General features: G+C 64.7%; 12 protein-coding genes. 5 read left to right on the top strand and 7 right to left on the bottom strand.

All coding sequences use genetic code 11. From position 1 onward, the window contains the following. Positions 1-191 precede the first annotated feature (191 nt). Positions 192-2,267 (top strand): elongation factor G, encoded by a 2,076-nt coding sequence (locus IEV83_RS06295; RefSeq protein WP_181759365.1) that lies wholly within the window; start codon positions 192-194, stop codon positions 2,265-2,267. A 136-nt stretch (positions 2,268-2,403) separates the two neighbouring features. After that, positions 2,404-3,402 carry a protein-methionine-sulfoxide reductase catalytic subunit MsrP gene (gene msrP, locus IEV83_RS06290; protein WP_181759364.1) on the top strand — a complete coding sequence of 333 codons (999 nt, stop codon included), beginning with the start codon at positions 2,404-2,406 and terminating at the stop codon, positions 3,400-3,402. A gap of 611 nt (positions 3,403-4,013) precedes the next feature. Here msrP and IEV83_RS06285 read toward each other — a convergent pair. The 3 genes from IEV83_RS06285 to IEV83_RS06275 are packed head-to-tail and all read right to left on the bottom strand — an operon-like array spanning position 4,014 to position 6,936. After that, entirely contained in the window at positions 4,014-4,904 is an 891-nt protein-coding gene (locus IEV83_RS06285) for a LysR family transcriptional regulator (RefSeq protein ID WP_181759363.1), read from the bottom strand. A gap of 56 nt (positions 4,905-4,960) precedes the next feature. Beyond that, positions 4,961-5,926 carry a thioredoxin-disulfide reductase gene (trxB, locus tag IEV83_RS06280; protein WP_181759362.1) on the bottom strand — a complete coding sequence of 322 codons (966 nt, stop codon included), beginning with the start codon at positions 5,924-5,926 and terminating at the stop codon, positions 4,961-4,963. Between the two features lie 41 nt (positions 5,927-5,967). Further along, positions 5,968-6,936: a mitochondrial fission ELM1 family protein gene (locus tag IEV83_RS06275; protein WP_209003000.1), complete on the bottom strand. Its 969-nt coding sequence runs from the start codon at positions 6,934-6,936 to the stop codon at positions 5,968-5,970. A gap of 205 nt (positions 6,937-7,141) precedes the next feature. Here IEV83_RS06275 and IEV83_RS06270 point away from each other — a divergent pair, with 205 nt between their 5' ends. Beyond that, a complete protein-coding gene (locus IEV83_RS06270; protein WP_181759360.1) occupies positions 7,142-7,618 on the top strand; it encodes an Lrp/AsnC family transcriptional regulator in 477 nt (158 codons plus the stop codon). Between the two features lie 158 nt (positions 7,619-7,776). Here the strand turns inward: IEV83_RS06270 and greA are convergent, their stop codons facing one another. From greA to IEV83_RS06255, 3 genes are all read right to left on the bottom strand, one after another. Then, the gene (gene greA / locus IEV83_RS06265; RefSeq protein ID WP_181759359.1) at positions 7,777-8,250 is read right to left on the bottom strand and encodes a transcription elongation factor GreA; all 474 of its coding nucleotides are present in this window, start codon (positions 8,248-8,250) and stop codon (positions 7,777-7,779) included. Between the two features lie 104 nt (positions 8,251-8,354). Further along, positions 8,355-11,669 (bottom strand): carbamoyl-phosphate synthase large subunit, encoded by a 3,315-nt coding sequence (gene carB, locus IEV83_RS06260; RefSeq protein WP_181759358.1) that lies wholly within the window; start codon positions 11,667-11,669, stop codon positions 8,355-8,357. A gap of 153 nt (positions 11,670-11,822) precedes the next feature. Then, complete coding sequence (locus IEV83_RS06255; RefSeq protein WP_181759357.1) at positions 11,823-12,098, bottom strand: helix-turn-helix domain-containing protein; 276 nt, start codon at positions 12,096-12,098, stop codon at positions 11,823-11,825. A gap of 453 nt (positions 12,099-12,551) precedes the next feature. Between IEV83_RS06255 and IEV83_RS06250 the strand changes: the two genes are divergently transcribed. Together IEV83_RS06250 and IEV83_RS06245 are read left to right on the top strand one after the other, a co-directional pair. Further along, positions 12,552-13,487, top strand: a complete 936-nt coding sequence (locus tag IEV83_RS06250; RefSeq protein WP_181759356.1) for an AraC family transcriptional regulator — start codon at positions 12,552-12,554, stop codon at positions 13,485-13,487. Positions 13,488-13,997: 510 nt separating this feature from the next. Beyond that, entirely contained in the window at positions 13,998-14,435 is a 438-nt protein-coding gene (locus IEV83_RS06245) for a MerR family transcriptional regulator (RefSeq protein ID WP_209002999.1), read from the top strand. A 109-nt stretch (positions 14,436-14,544) separates the two neighbouring features. On the opposite strand, the gene carA is transcribed toward IEV83_RS06245, so the two are convergent. Beyond that, positions 14,545-15,762, bottom strand: a complete 1,218-nt coding sequence (carA, locus tag IEV83_RS06240; protein WP_181759355.1) for a glutamine-hydrolyzing carbamoyl-phosphate synthase small subunit — start codon at positions 15,760-15,762, stop codon at positions 14,545-14,547. Between the last annotated feature and the right edge of the window lie 70 nt (positions 15,763-15,832).

Genomic DNA, 15,832 nt, shown 5'->3' with positions numbered 1-15,832 from the left:
CGTTTGGCTGCGCCGCTTGACCGCAGTCCTCGTGCTGCGCTGCGGGAACGGTTTCCCTTGCGTTCCTTGATCCAGTGGCGCGACCATGATCATCCGCTCGCCGTCGGCGGGCGGGGGTGCCGTGCGCGGCGCCGGTCTGGTTCCGCCGTGCCCGGTCCCTCCTGTTGATGCAAGGCAAGGGAGTTGCGGTCATGGGCGCGGACAGCGGATCCGGAGGCGGTGGTTTCAACGGCGGCAGGGAAACGGGGCCCCGGTGCATCGGCATCGTCGGGCCGTTCGGCAGCGGCAAGACGACCTTGCTCGAAGCGCTTCTGGCGCGCACGGGGGCCATTCAGCGGCAGGGAACGATCGCGGCGGGAAACACCGTCGGCGACGGGGCGCCGGAGGCGCGCGCCCATTCCATGAGCGTTGAGGTGAACATCGCCGAGGCAGCGTATCTCGGTGAGCGCATCACCTTTCTCGATTGCCCCGGTGCCGTCGATTTTCTCGGCGAGAGCGCCGGCGTTCTGCCGGGGATCGATCTGGCCGTGGTCGTCGTCGAAGCGGATGAAAAGAAGGTCGCGGCGCTGCAGGTGATCCTGAAGCAGCTTGAGGACCACGGCATTCCGCATGTTCTGTTCCTCAACAAGATCGACAAGGCCTCCTTGCGCATGCGTGAGGTGCTGCAGATGCTGCAGCCGGCCTCCAGCGTGCCCTTGGTTCTGCGCCAGATCCCGATCTGGTCGGAGGGGGTTGCCACCGGCTACATCGACCTGGCGCTGGAGCGGGCGCATGTCTACCGCGAGCAGGCCGAAAGCGAGGTGATCGAGATCCCCGGCGAGGAGGTGGCGCGCGAGATCGAGGCGCGGTTCTCCATGCTGGAAACGCTGGCCGATCATGACGATGTGCTGATGGAGGCGCTTCTGGAGGATACCGCGCCGGAGCGGGAGCGGGTGTTCGCGGATCTGTCCGGGGAAATGCGCGAGGGCATGATCCTGCCGGTCCTGTTCGGATCGGCCGAGCATGGCCATGGCATCGGCCGCTTGCTGAAGGCGATCCGCCACGAGGCGCCGGGGATTGGCGCCACCGCCGCCCGCCTCGGGCTGGAGGAGCGCGGCGACACGGTGCTTCAGATTCTCAAGACCGTGCACACGCTGCATGCGGGCAAGCTGTCGGTGGCGCGGGTGCTGGCCGGGTCGGTTGGCGATGCGGATACCTTGCAGCGCGCCGATGGCAGCCCGGCGCGGGTGTCTGGTCTCTACACGGTGATGGGGCAGCAGGCGCTCAAGTGCGATCGGGCGGAGGTCGGCGATACGGTGGCGCTTGGCAAGCTGGAAGGGGTGCTGACCGGCGAGACGCTCGGGCTGCTACACCCGGCGCCGCAACTGGCGCCCCTGGCGCCGGCGCAGCCGGTGCTGGCGCTTGCGGTGCGGCCGAAGGAGCGCCGGGACGAGGTCAAGCTGACCAGCGCACTGGCCAAGCTGGTGGAGGAGGATCCGTCGCTGGTGGTCACCCAGTTGCAGGACGCGACGGAAACCCTGGTCGAAGGGCAGGGCGAAATGCATCTGCGCGTTGCCCTGGAGCGGCTCACGGGCAAATACGGCCTGTCGGTGGAAACCGGCGATCCGGCGGTGCCTTATCGGGAGACCATCCGTGCCACGGCGGCGGTCCGCTCGCGCTACAAGAAACAGTCGGGCGGCCACGGGCAGTTCGGCGATGTGGCGCTGGAGATCCGCCCGCTCGGGCGCGGCGATGGGTTCGTCTTCACGGACACCATCACCGGCGGGGTGGTGCCGAAACAGTATATCTCGGCGGTGCGGGCCGGGGTGGAGGAGGCCTTGCAGAGGGGAACCCTCGGCTTTCCCACGGTCGATCTGGCGGTGACGCTGACCGATGGCTCCTACCACAGCGTCGATTCCTCCGATCAGGCGTTCCGCATGGCGGCGATCCAGGCCATGCGCGAGGGGCTTCCCATGTGCAAGCCGGTGCTGCTGGAGCCGGTGCATGAGGTGACGGTCTATTGTCCAAGCGATGCGACGGCGCGGATCAACGGCATCGTTTCGGCGCGGCGCGGGCAGTTGCTCGGGTTCGATGCACGCGCCGGCTGGCCCGGCTGGGATGAGGTGCGGGCGATGATGCCGGAAGCGGAGATCGGCGGGCTGATCATTGAGCTGCGTTCGGCGACCGCTGGCGTGGCGAGCTACAGCAAGCGGTTCGATCACCTGGCGGAGCTCGGCGGCAAGGCGGCCGATCAGGTGTTGGCGCGCCATGGCCGCAAGGCCGCCTGAAGGGGCGATGGGGCACGGCGGGACGGGGCGGAAGGGCTCCGTCCTGCCCGCCCGATCAACCGGGCTTGATTTGCACGCGAGGTCGCGGAGCGCTAGCCAGAAGGAGACATGTGATCTGACTGGAAAGGGACTGCCGATGCACATCCTGCGCAAACGCGGGTGGGAACTGCCGGAAGCGACTGCAACGCCAGAGGCGGTATTTCTCAATCGGCGCCAGCTGCTTGCCGGGTTCGGCCTTACAGCCGGAGGGGTGGCTGCTGGAGCGATTGCCGCCGGAGGAATTGCGGGCAGCGCCCTCTTGCCGGGCGGGGCGCTGGCGGCGGAGGGTGACCCGAGCGCCGGGCTCTATCCCGTGCCGCGCAACGAGGCGTACACGGCGGGCCGGCCGCTGACGCCGGAGGCGATCACCTCCACCTACAACAACTTCTATGAATTTGGCTCGCACAAGCAGATCGCCAGCGCCGCCCAGGCGCTGAAGATCCGCCCCTGGGAGCTGCGGATCGACGGGCTGTGCGACAATCCCCAGACCATTGCCATTGACGATCTCCTGAAGAAAATGCCGCTTGAGGAGCGGCTTTACCGGCATCGCTGTGTCGAGGCCTGGTCGATGACGGTGCCCTGGTCCGGCTTCGCGCTGGCCGAGCTGGTGCGGCTGGCCGCGCCGAGTTCGGATGCGAAATACCTGCGCATGGAGACCTTTCTCGATCCGGATGTGGCCACCGGGCAGCGGGCGTCCTGGTATCCCTGGCCCTATGTGGAGGGGTTGACCCTGGCCGAGGCGACCAACGAGCTGGCGTTCATCGCCACCGGGGTCTACGGCAAGCCGCTGGCGAAGCAGTTCGGCGCGCCGCTGCGGCTGGCGGTGCCGTGGAAATACGGCTTCAAGTCGATCAAGTCGATCGTGCGGATCAGCTTCACCGACACGCGGCCGGTCAGTTTCTGGGAACAGATCGCCGCGTCCGAATATGGCTTCTGGGCGAATGTGAACCCTGAGGTGCCGCATCCGCGCTGGAGCCAGGCGAGCGAGCGGCTGCTCGCCACCGGCGAGCGGATACCGACCCGGCTCTTCAACGGTTATGGCGAACAGGTGGCCGGGCTCTACACGGGGCTGGAGGGCGAGGCGCTCTATATGTGAGGGGCGCCCGTCCGCGAAGGGGCAAAAAAAATGCCGGGCACAGGGCCCGGCAGTTATTCGATTTTGCCACCTAGGTGGCGCAATCACCTTCCAGAGGGAACAACTGGTCGCATCAGACGTCGCTGGGAGGAGATAGCGACGAAGCAAACCAGAAGCCTGTTGCTTATATGCAGTGCACAACGTGGCTATGCAAGAGGCAGCGCTGCATTCCAGCCATGCAAAATGAGAGGGGGGGGGCGTTTGGCGCTGCCTGTTTCGGTGGCACGGTCAGAAAAGTGATTGCCTGCAAGCTCATGAGGGCAAAAAAAATGCCGGGCACAGGGCCCGGCAGTTATTCGATTTTGCCACCTAAGTGGCGCAATCACCTTCCAGAGGGAACAGCTGGTCGCATCAGACGTCGCTGGGAGGAGATAGCGACGAAGCAAACCAACAGCCTGTTGCTTATATGCACTGCACAACGTGCCTATGCAAGAAGCGCCTTTGCATTGCAGCTATGCAGAATTGGTGGGGCGTTGCCATTGAAATGGGCAACGGCGACCCTATGAGGCCAATTCGTGCCCAGTCGGGCGGCCCGGCGCCCCTCCCTTGCCAGGAGAGGGCGCCGGAATGGCTCAGAAGGTCCAGCGTTCGGCGTTCGCCAGCAGGAAGTCGCGGAAGGCGGTGATGCGGGCGGTGTTCTTCAACTCGGACGGATAGACGAAGAAGGTGTCGAAGCTCGGCACTTCGGCTTCGGGGATCAACTGGACGAGGCCGGAGCCTTCCTCGTTGATGTAGTCGGGCAGGATGGCGATGCCGGTTCCCTGCTGCACGGCGCGCTTGATCGCCACCACATTGTTTATGCGCAGGACGCTGCGCCGGCGCTGCCCGGCGGGAAGCCCGGCGGTCTCCAGCCAGTTCATGTCGCGCAAATAGGGCGGGGCCTGCTCGCCGAAGGTGATGATCCGGTGCGAATCGAGATCCGCCACGCTTTTCGGTGCGCCAAAGCGCTTGAGATAGGACGGGGCGGCGTAGAGATGGAAATGGACCGTGAACAGCTTGCGCTGGATCAGGTCGGGCTGGGTCGGTTGGCGCAGACGGATCGCCGCATCGGCCTCGCGCATGCCAAGATCGAGCTCTTCGTCGTCGAAGATCAGCCTGAGTTCCATGTCCGGGTAGAGGTCGATGAACTCATGCAGGCGCTGGGCCAGCCAGGTCGAGCCGAGGCCGACCGTGGTGGTGATCCGCAGCACGCCGCTCGGTTTCTCGCGGCTGTCGGTGAGGCGGGTCTGGGCCGCCTCCAGCTTCATCAGCACTTCCCGCGCGGTGCGGTAGAGCACTTCGCCCTGTTCCGTCAGCAGCAAGCCGCGGGCGTGGCGGTGAAACAGGGGCACCTTCAGGTCATGCTCCAGGGCGCTGACCTGTCGGCTGACAGCGGATTGGCTCATGTTGAGGGCTTCACCGGCGTGGGTGAAGCTCCCGGCCTGTGCCGCTGCGTGGAAAATGCGAAGTTTGTCCCAGTCCAACGGCACAGTGATATCCGCCAGTTTCTTGTTTGGTGATACGGGGCGCGAACGGCAGGTTATTCCGCCGCTTCCGCCTCCGCAATGTCGTGTTCGGCAAGAAAGCGTTCCGCTTCGAGCGCGGCCATGCAGCCCATGCCGGCGGCGGTCACCGCCTGCCGGTAGATCTCATCGGTGACATCGCCGGCGGCGAAGACGCCGGGGATGGAGGTCACGGTGCTGTCCGCCGCCGTCCAGATGTAGCCGGTGGGCGTCATCTTGAGTTGCTCCTTGAACAGCTCGGTCGCCGGCGCATGGCCGATCGCCACGAAGAAGCCATCGGCCGGCACGTCGCGGGTCTCGCCGGTCTTGACGTTCTTCAGCCGGGCGCCGGTGACGGCCTTGGGGGTGCCGCCGCCAAGGACTTCCTCCACGGTGCTGTCCCAGATCACCTCGATCTTGTCGTTGCGCGCGAGCCGGTCCTGCAGGATCTTTTCCGCGCGGAAGCTGTCGCGGCGATGGACGATGGTCACCTTCGAGGCAAGGTTGGCCAGATAAAGCGCTTCTTCCACTGCGGTGTTGCCACCGCCGACAACGATCACCTCCTTGCCCCGGTAGAAGAAACCGTCACAGGTGGCGCAGGCGGACACGCCCGCTCCCATGAACTCTTCCTCGGTGGGCAGGCCCAGCCACTTGGCCTGGGCGCCTGTGGCGATCACCAGCGCATCGGCGGTGTAGACCGTTCCGCTGTCGCCGGTCAGGGTGAACGGGCGGGTGGACAGGTCGGCGCTGAGGATGGTGTCGTAGATCATCTGGGTGCCGACGTTTTCCGCCTGCTTGCGCATCTCCTCCATCAGCCACGGGCCCTGGATCGGATCGGCAAAACCCGGGTAGTTCTCCACCTCGGTGGTGATGGTGAGCTGGCCGCCGGGCTGGATGCCGGTGACGAGCGCCGGGGTCAGCATGGCGCGGGCCGCATAGACCGCCGCCGTGTAGCCGGCCGGGCCGGATCCGACAATCAGGAGCTTGTGATGCTGTTGCGTCATGGTCGCGCTTCCTCGGAGCTTTGCGTGTCCGGCGATCGGGGTCAGCCGATCCGGGATTTGTGGGCGGCATAGCGCCACTGGATCGCCGCGGCGATGCGCGGCGTTGAATCAATCGGGTCGTAGGTAATGGTTTTCAAGGGGCCGGGGAAGGGGTGGACCAGATCAAGCCGGGCCAAAGCCTCCAGAAACTGGTCAAACTTTCTGTGACCGCCGGAAGGGTGGAACACATGCAGCGCCCGGCCGCTGGCCAGCGCCTCGCCGATCATGTTGCTGGAATCGGCGGTGGCCACCACCGCATCCGCATTGGCCAGATACTGAAGCAGCGGGTTTTCCCCGCTTCCGTCCCACATCAGGTGGCGCGGATCGCGCCCGAACCGGGCAATGGCATCGTGCAGCGGCTGCGGCGTGCGGCGCGATCCGGTGATCATCATATGCGCGCCTTCCGCCTGCAACCGCTCGATGCCGGCCAGGAAGCGGGTGATGTCGGTGTCGTTGAACCGGTAGTGGCGGCTGTCGCCGCCGACCAGAACGGCAACGCGCGGGTGCGGCAGGGCGGCGATGTCCGGCAGCGGATCGCGCCTTGCGGCGGAAAGGCGCTCCTGAGAAAAGCGGTGCGGCGCGGTGGCGGTCACCAGCACGTTCTCGCCGCGCAACTCGTCGTGTTCGGCGACCCAGATCAGGTCCGCCGCCTTGGTGCCGATCCGTGGGTCCTTGAGAAAGACGGTGAAGGTGCGGTCGCCGCTGTCGCGCTTGATCCGCCGCAGATAGGCCACCGCGCGGCGGCCCGAGGCAATGGCGATGTCGGGGAACGGCGGGGCGATCGGGCTGCCGGGGCGAGAGGGGGCATCGCGCGGGTCGATATCGCCCCAGGGCATCAGCCAGCGCCAGGGCGCGCGCGGGGCGACCTGGCGCAGCTCCCAGCCACATTGCAAGGCATCGGCAACCCCGATGCACTGGGCCTCGTCGCCTGCCTTGCCGTCGGTGACGATCCAGACGCGTGCATCGGTCATCGCGGGCGCGCTTTCGTGATGTTTCTCGATCATGCCGTCCGTTGTCACAGTATTGCAGACTTACGCAAAAAACACTAAGGCGCTAAGACATGAGCGCCCGATCCGAACCGGGATTCGCGGGGGGCGCGCGCCAGGACAGCCCCGCCGCGCCCCAGCGAGAGACTCGCAAGGATGGCTGTGCCATTGATCTGCGAAGGAGACCAGAGTGAAAATCCGCCTCGATGCGATTGATTGGCATATCCTTAAGGAATTGCAGGCCGATGGCCGCATCACCAACGTCGAGCTGGCGCGCCGGGTCGGCATTTCCGCGCCCCCCTGCCTCAGACGGGTGCGCGCCCTTGAGGAAGCCGGCCTCATTCGCGGCTATCGCACCTTGCTGGATGAAAAGCAGCTCGGCTTCGACGTCACGGCCTTCGCCATGGTCGGATTGCACAGCCAGACGGAAGCGGATCTGCTTGCCTTCGAGACGCAGGTTGAAGCCTGGCCGGAGGTGCGCGAGAGCTACATGCTGTCCGGTGAGGTGGATTTCCTGTTGAAATGCGTGGTTCCGGATCTGCAAAGCTTCCAGAACTTCATCATCCGCGATCTGACGGCCGCGCCGAACGTGGACAATGTGCGCACGGCGCTGACCATCCGCCAGACCAAGAACGAGGCCGCCGTGCCGGTCGAGCATATCGACTGACAACGGCGGCCCTTCGATCCATCGCGCAAGGGTCCGTCGCGCTGGGACGTATTCGCGGAAGGTTTTTCCTGGAGAGGGACCGCGCCGCTCAGCGGTATAGAGGGCCGTGCGGCGATCGGTCGCGTGCGCAATCCGGGCTGGCTGAAGCCGGCCGGTGCTTATCCGAAGGTGATCTTGATGATCTCGTAGGCGTGGGCACCTCCGGGCGCCGCGACCTCGACGCTGTCGCCCGTCGACTTGCCGATCAGCGCGCGGGCGATCGGCGAGGAAATCGAAATACGGCCTGCCTTCACGTCGGCTTCCACATCGCCAACGATCGTGTAGGTCTTTTCTTCCTCGGTGTCCTCGTCCACCAGCGTGACCGTCGCACCGAACTTGACCGTGTCGCCGGACAGCTTGGTGACGTCGATCACCTCGGCCCGGCCGAGCTTGTCTTCCAGCTCGTTGATGCGGCCTTCATTGTGGCTCTGCTGCTCCTTGGCAGCATGATACTCCGCATTCTCCGACAGATCGCCATGGGCGCGCGCTTCGGCGATCGCCTGGATGATCCGCGGCCGTTCTTCCGACGTCCGCTGTTTGAGTTCCCGTTCCAGCATCGCATGGCCGGCGGATGTCATAGGAACTTTTTCCATAGGTCCTGGACCCTTTCCCTACACGCGTCCCTGCTCTTTCAAGGAGCGCGCGGACAACAGTTTTATGGCCCGGCCGGGTTCACCCCGAACGGGCCGATCTCACATCAGGCCTTCGTGAAGTAGGCCTGCAACGGAAAGACTTCAAGGTTGCCCGAAGCGTAGGCTTCGATCCCCTTTGCTGCAGCAATCGCGCCGGCCAAGGTCGTGTAATAGGGGACCTTGTGCAGCAGTGCGGCCCGGCGCAGCGACCGGCTGTCTGTCAGGGCCTGCGCGCCTTCCGTTGTGTTGAAGACAAGCTGCACCCCTCCATTCTTGATAGCATCAACGATGTGGGGCCGGCCTTCAAGCACCTTGTTCACCCGGTCGCAGGAAATCCCCCGCTCCTCCAGGAAGGTCTGGGTGCCGTGGGTGGCGATGATCTTGAACCCGGCCCGGGCCAGGCGCCGGATCGGGTCGTACACCCGCTCCTTGTCCGCATCGCGCACGGAGACGAACACGGTTCCTTCGGTGGGCAGGTGGCTGCCAGCGCCGAGCTGGGATTTGGCGAAGGCGACCTCGAAGGTGCCGTTCAGCCCCATCACCTCGCCGGTGGAGCGCATCTCCGGGCCCAGGATCGTGTCGACGCCGGGGAAGCGGGCGAAGGGGAACACCGCTTCCTTGACCGCGACATGGTTGAGCTGGGGCCGGCTCAGGCCGAAGCTGGCCAGCGGCTCGCCGGCCATCACCCGCGAGGCGATCTTGGCCACCGGATGACCGATGGTCTTGGCAACGAAGGGCACGGTGCGCGAGGCGCGCGGATTGACCTCAAGGACGAAGATGTCCTCGCCGCGCACCGCGTATTGCACGTTCATCAACCCGCCGACGTTGAGCGCCAGCGCCATGGCGACGGTCTGCCGCTCCAGCTCGGCGATCATCTCCTCGGAGAGCGAGTAGGGCGGCAGCGAGCAGGCGCTGTCGCCGGAGTGGATGCCGGCTTCCTCGATGTGCTCCATGATGCCGCAGATGAACACGTCCTTGCCGTCGGCGAGGGCGTCCACATCCACCTCGATGGCATTGTCGAGATAGCGGTCGAACAGAAGCGGGTTCTTGCCAAGAACGGTGTTGATCTGCCCGGTCTTGTCATTGGGGTACTTGGCCCGCACGTCGCCCGGGACCAGTTCCGGCAGGGTGTCGAGCAGATAGGCGTTGAGCGCGTTCTCGTCGCGAATGATCTGCATCGCCCGGCCGCCAAGCACGTAGGACGGGCGCACCACCAGCGGCAGACCGAGATCGGCGACCACCAGCCGCGCCTGCTCAACCGAATAGGCGATGCCGTTCTGCGGCTGTTTCAGGCCCAGCTTGTGCAACAGCTTCTGGAACCGGTCGCGGTCCTCGGCCAGATCGATCATGTCCGGCGCGGTACCCAGGATCGGCACCTCGTCGTCGACCAGCGCCTGGGCGAGCTTCAGCGGCGTCTGGCCGCCGAACTGGACGATCACCCCGTGCAGCGTGCCCTTGGAGCGTTCGAGACGCAGGATCTCCAGCACGTCCTCAGCCGTCAGCGGCTCGAAATAGAGCCGGTCGGAGGTGTCGTAGTCGGTCGACACCGTTTCCGGGTTGCAGTTGACCATGATGGTTTCGTAGCCGGCGTCCTGCAGCGCGAAGGCGGCGTGACAGCAGCAATAGTCGAACTCGATGCCCTGGCCGATCCGGTTCGGACCGCCGCCAAGGATCACCACCTTCTTCGCATCGCTCGGGTTGGCCTCATCGGCGAGGGTGCCGGCGAAGGGCGTCTCATAGGTGGAGTACATATAGGCCGTGGGCGAGGCGAACTCGGCCGCGCAGGTGTCGATACGCTTGTAGACCGGGTGGACATCCAGCGAGCGACGCAGCGCCTTGACCTCGGTCTCCTCGCAATCGGCCAGCGCCGCCAGGCGCATGTCGGAAAAGCCCATGCCCTTGAGCTGGCGCAGCGCGTCGGCCTGCTGCGGCAGACCGTGGGTGCGCACCTTGGCTTCCATGTCGACGATGGCCTTGAGCTGGTGCAGGAACCAGGGGTCGATGTGGCAGGCGCGGTGGACTTCCTCGATGCTGGCGCCCAGCCGCAGGGCCTGGGCGACATTGAGCAGGCGCGCCGGCGTCGGCGCGGCCAGCGCTGCGCGAATGGCATTCTTGTCGTCGTCCTGGCCAAGGCCCGGGATTTCCACCTCGTCGAGACCGGACAGGCCGGTTTCCAGGCCGCGCAGGGCCTTTTGCAGGGATTCGGCAAAGGTCCGGCCGATGGCCATCACCTCGCCGACCGACTTCATGGCGGTGGTCAGGGTCGGTTCGGCGCCGGGGAACTTCTCGAAGGCAAAGCGCGGGATCTTGGTGACCACGTAGTCGATGCTCGGCTCGAACGAGGCCGGGGTGGCGCCGCCGGTGATGTCGTTCTCCAGCTCGTCGAGGGTGTAGCCGACGGCGAGCTTGGCCGCGATCTTGGCGATCGGGAAGCCGGTCGCCTTGGAGGCGAGCGCGGAGGAGCGCGACACGCGCGGGTTCATCTCAATGACGATCAGCCGGCCGTTTTCCGGATTGACCGCGAACTGCACATTCGACCCGCCGGTTTCCACGCCGATCTCGCGCAGCACCGCCAGCGAGGCGTCGCGCATGATCTGGTATTCCTTGTCGGTCAGGGTCAGGGCCGGGGCAACGGTGATCGAATCGCCCGTGTGCACGCCCATCGGATCGATGTTCTCGATCGAGCAGATGATGATGCAGTTGTCCGCCTTGTCGCGGACGACCTCCATTTCATATTCCTTCCAGCCGATCACCGATTCCTCGACCAGCACTTCGGTGGTCGGGGAGGCGTCCAGGCCGCTCTCGATGATGTCGAGATATTCCTCGCGGTTGTAGGCGATGCCGCCGCCGGTGCCGCCGAGGGTGAAGGAGGGGCGGATGATCGCCGGCAGGCCGATCTCGTCAAGCGCCTCGAGTGCCTCGGCGATCGAATGGGCCAGGCACGAGCGCGGCGTCTCCAGGCCGATCTTGGCCATGGCCTCGCGGAACAGCTCCCGGTCCTCGGCCTTGTCGATCGCCTCGGCGGTGGCGCCGATCATCTGCACGCCGAATTTCTCCAGAACGCCCATCTTGCGCAAGGAAAGCGCGCAGTTGAGCGCGGTCTGGCCGCCCATGGTCGGCAGCAGCGCGTCGGGGCGCTCCTTCTCGATGATCTGGGCGACGATTTCCGGCGTGATCGGCTCGATATAGGTCGCATCGGCCAGATCCGGGTCGGTCATGATCGTCGCCGGATTGGAGTTGACCAGAATGATTCGGTAGCCTTCCTCACGCAGCGCCTTGCAGGCTTGCGTTCCGGAATAATCGAACTCGCAGGCCTGGCCGATGACGATCGGGCCAGCGCCGATGATCATGATGGAGGAGATATCGGTGCGTTTGGGCATATCGGGCTCGCAAGAATACGGCGCTTCCGCCGTGAGGAAACGGAGGCGGTGAGGCCACGGTCTGTCATTGTGTATGTCGGCTGAACGCGGCTTATAGGGAAAAAGCGCGCGTCGGGGAACCCCGTCTTGTGGTATCGGCTCTATGTGGCCGCTTCAGAGCTCCTGTTCACAAGGGAGGGTGTCGGTCTGAGGGGCGGTTGTCTCCAGCTCGGTCACCGGGAAAACGCCGGATCCATCGAAGTCGCCGATGCCGCTGGAGATGGCGAAGCAGGCCAGGCGAACCGACTTCGGGATTTCCACCGGTCGTCCGTCACGGTCGCCCTTTTCATAGTACTGGATCATCCGTTTCTTCAACCCGAGCCGGTCGGCGGCATCCTTCTGCTTGAGGCCGAGGGATTTGCGCCAATGGCGGAACTGGTCGGATGTCATGGTCCGGTGGCGGGTCCGAGGTTGGTCTGGTTCTTTCACGTTCCGTTTCATGGTCCGTCCCGATTTCGGCGGATGCGTTCGTGCCACCAGGGCGGCTTTTCGTCATGTGTTCAATCGGTTCCCGTCGACCCGGCGGGATTTCATGAATCCGGCTTCTTGCCGGAAAAGTCAAACCCGCGTGCCGGCGAGCGCTTCGTTTACTTTGTGCGTGCCGAGTGGTGGGGATTGGTGGACCTCCGCAGAAGTTGTTGATACTGTTGTTTATCTCCTTGATGGCTCATGCAACGAAGCGAGCGGCGCCTTGCCGGTCGGATCCTCCCCCTCGCAGGTTTCGTCTTAATGTTCGTCTGTCCCGACGGTCCTGCTTCGACCGAAACACTGCTGATACACGCAAGGGCCCAATGCGGGCTTGAAGAATACTGCCGTGTCCGCAAAGTGCCGTTCGAAGCGGTGATGCGTGAGTGCGGTCTCGACCGGGCGCGCCGGGAGATGTCCTTTTCCGGCTATATCAGCCTCAGGGCGCATGCGCGGATGCTGGAGGCTTGCGCCCGTCATTGCGACGATGAGCTGTTCGCGCTGCGCTGGACACGGATGCTTGGGGCGGGGGCGGAAAACACGGTGTCGCTTGCCGTGCGTCATGCCCCGGACCTGCGCAGCGGGTTCGATGTGGCCGCCCGCTTCCTGCGGATCGCCGTCGATCTGGACGCGGCGGGAGCCGAGGTGGAGGGACGCACGGCGTCGCTGCATTTTGCCTTTTCGCCGGAACTGGTTTGTCGCAACCAATTGGTGGACAGGACCGTCAGCAAGACGCTTTCGCTCCTGATGCGTTCGGCGGGGCCCGATGCCCGGCTGGTGGAGGTGGAGCTGTCTCGTGATGCTCCGGCGAACACGGCTGAGCATGAGGCGTTTTTCGGGGTTCCGGTCCGGTATGGGACGCGGGCGTGCCGGATCACCATTCATACGGGCGATGCCGATGTGTCCAACCCGTTCTACGATGCGGATCTGTTCGCTGCGCTGTGCGAGCTCAACCAGCGCCGGCTGGCCGACCGGCGCCGCGCCGACGATTTCATTGCCGTGGTGAGCGATGCGATCGCCGCGCGCATTCAGGAGCCCGGGTTGACCATCGGCGATGTGGCCAATGCGGTGGCGACCAGTGTCCGGGTTCTGCAGCGCCGGCTGGCGGGACGGGGGCTCACCTTCAATCAGTTGCATGACAGTGTGCGCCGGCGCATGGCCGAGGACCTGTTGGCGCACACGGATTTTCCCGTCTCGGAAATTGCCTTCCGGCTTGGCTTCTCGGCGGTGGGCAATTTCACCCGCGCGGCCCGGCGCTGGTTCGGCTGTCCGCCCAGCGAATGGCGCCGCGCGGATAGCCGCGACGGCCGCTAGCGCGGAAGCGGTCCGAGGGGCCGGCTCGGGTGGATGCATGTCCCTAGGGTATTTGCACTTGAAGTAATCGAGGCGGTGTTGTGTTTTGTATTCAGAAATCCGAAATCTTTGTATTATAGAAATATAATTTACATTAAAATTCATGTATTATGTATTTTTTATGATGTATTCGGAATTTTGTTTCACTTGGATCACCTTCTTTCTTAAGTAATTGTAATTTTCATCTTTTGTGGTTGAGATATTTCAAAAATATCTAATAATGGCTCCGTATGCCTACGTGCCAACGTTTGGGAAGATAAAAAAATGGCGCGTTGAGAGAAGGTTGTCGGACGCCGGTGGTGGCATAATTCCCGGTGGCCGCAAGCGGTGGGGCTGTGGCCGGCAACCACTCTCTCGAACGATGCCGCCGTCTGGCTCCTTGGTGCACGGGGAGCGTGCGGGCTGACATCTTGCTCTAGAAGATGGTGCGCGGGGTTGGGAATAATGAACGGGACTATGGTGGAAGTGACGATGGAAGCGATCTCTGTGCCGGATTTGGCCGGGCCTATTCAGGTGGATGCCAATGACACGACCAAGCTGTCGATCGCCGAGATGTCGGAAACCTTCGGCGTAACCTTGCGGGCCTTGCGCTTCTATGAGGAAAAGGGCCTGCTGCGGCCTGAGCGTCGGGGCGCGCGTCGGTTCTATGGCGCTCGCGATATCGGCCGGATGCGGGTGATCCTGCAGGCCAAGCGCATCGGGCTGACGCTGATCGAGATCCGCGAGGTCATCTCGCTCGTGGAGGGCAAGATGGGGCGCGCGGCGCAATTGCAGGCCCTGCGCGAGATCTGTGCCCGTCAGGAGGAAATCCTGAAGGAGCAGCAGGCGCAGTTGAGCGACCAGGTGCAGGAAATGAGCGGTGTGCTCGCCGCACTCGACGGCCTGCTGCAAACGCGGGCGAATGCCTGAGGCCAAGCCAGACCGGCAAATACGAAGTCAACGCAAAACGCCCACGTCCGGAAGGACGTGGGCGTTTTGCGTTGGATGGGTCGGGCCGTGCCTGAGGGCCGCCTCCGGGTCAGGCGGCGGCGGGCGCTGCCTTCTCCGGCAGCTCCGTATCGCCGCGCCGGGCGCGCATCAGGTTGGTGAAGCGCCGGAACAGATAGTGGCTGTCGCGCGGGCCGGGTGAGGCTTCCGGGTGATATTGCACCGAGAACACCGGCTGGCCGGAGATCCTGAGGCCGCAGTTGGAGCCGTCGAACAGGGAGACATGGGTCTCCTCGACCGTCTCCGGCAGGCTGGCGGCATCGACCGCGAAGCCATGGTTCATCGAGGTGATCTCCACCTTGCCGGTGGTGCGGTCGTAGACCGGATGATTGGCGCCGTGGTGCCCTTGATGCATCTTCACGGTCTCGCCGCCGAGGGCGAGGGCCAGCATCTGGTGGCCGAGGCAGATGCCGAACAGCGGCAGGCCGCTGGCCACCAGCTCGCGAATCACCGGAACCGCGTATTCGCCGGTCGCCGCCGGGTCGCCCGGGCCGTTCGACAGGAAAATGCCATCCGGTTCGCGCGACAGCACATCCTCGGCGCTGGCGCTGGCCGGCAGGACGGTCACCTTGCAGCCGGCATCAGCGAGCAGCCGCAGGATGTTGCGCTTGATGCCGTAGTCGATGGCGACCACGTGGAAGCTGTCGTCCTGGCGCTGACCGTAGCCGTCGTTCCAGACCCAGGAGGTCTCGTCCCAGGTGAAGCTCTGGCCCGCGGTGACGTCCTTGGCCAGGTCCATGCCGACGAGGCCGGGCCAGTTCGCCGCCGCCGCCTTCAGCGCGTCCAGGTCGAAGATCCCTTCGGGGGAGTGGGCGATGATCGCGTTCTGCGCACCGCGTTCGCGGATCAGCGCGGTCAGCGCGCGGGTGTCGATGCCCGACAGGCCGATGATGTCACGCGCCTTCAGCCAGGCATCCAGATGCCGGCTTGAGCGATAGTTCGACGGGTCGGTGACGTCCGCGCGCAGGATCGCGCCGCGCACGCCCGATGCGGAGGCCATGTTGACGGTCTCGACATCCTCGTCATTGGTGCCGACATTGCCGATATGCGGGAAGGTGAAGGTCACGATCTGCCCGGCGTAGGACGGGTCCGTGAGGATTTCCTCGTAGCCGGTGATCGCGGTGTTGAAGCACACTTCGGCGCAGGCTTGGCCGGTTGCGCCGAAGCCCTGGCCCTCGATCACGGTTCCATCGGCCAAAACGAGGACGGCCGTTACCGGCGTCGCGGACCATGCGTCTGCGGTCGTCATGTGCTTGCTTTCTCGTTCTACTCGGTGACATCATGTTTGGGTCGCGCGCCTTGACGATCAATGGGGAAGA

The sequence above is a fragment of the Stappia taiwanensis genome, from assembly GCF_014635285.1.
GTDB lineage: Bacteria > Pseudomonadota > Alphaproteobacteria > Rhizobiales > Stappiaceae > Stappia > Stappia taiwanensis.
The sequence above is the reverse complement of the archived record's forward strand: the minus strand, read 5'-3'. Positions and strand labels throughout refer to the sequence as shown.

Bases quoted from the DNA above. Each gene is read 5' to 3' on its own strand.
- IEV83_RS06295 (WP_181759365.1), top strand. From the start codon at position 192: ATGGGCGCGGACAGCGGATCCGGAGGCGGTGGTTTCAACGGCGGCAGG.
- msrP (WP_181759364.1), top strand. From the start codon at position 2,404: ATGCACATCCTGCGCAAACGCGGGTGGGAACTGCCGGAAGCGACTGCA.
- trxB (WP_181759362.1), bottom strand. From the start codon at position 5,926: ATGACGCAACAGCATCACAAGCTCCTGATTGTCGGATCCGGCCCGGCC.
- IEV83_RS06275 (WP_209003000.1), bottom strand. From the start codon at position 6,936: ATGACCGATGCACGCGTCTGGATCGTCACCGACGGCAAGGCAGGCGAC.
- greA (WP_181759359.1), bottom strand. From the start codon at position 8,250: ATGGAAAAAGTTCCTATGACATCCGCCGGCCATGCGATGCTGGAACGG.
- carB (WP_181759358.1), bottom strand. From the start codon at position 11,669: ATGCCCAAACGCACCGATATCTCCTCCATCATGATCATCGGCGCTGGC.
- IEV83_RS06255 (WP_181759357.1), bottom strand. From the start codon at position 12,098: ATGACATCCGACCAGTTCCGCCATTGGCGCAAATCCCTCGGCCTCAAG.
- IEV83_RS06250 (WP_181759356.1), top strand. From the start codon at position 12,552: ATGCGTGAGTGCGGTCTCGACCGGGCGCGCCGGGAGATGTCCTTTTCC.
- IEV83_RS06245 (WP_209002999.1), top strand. From the start codon at position 13,998: ATGGAAGCGATCTCTGTGCCGGATTTGGCCGGGCCTATTCAGGTGGAT.
- carA (WP_181759355.1), bottom strand. From the start codon at position 15,762: ATGACGACCGCAGACGCATGGTCCGCGACGCCGGTAACGGCCGTCCTC.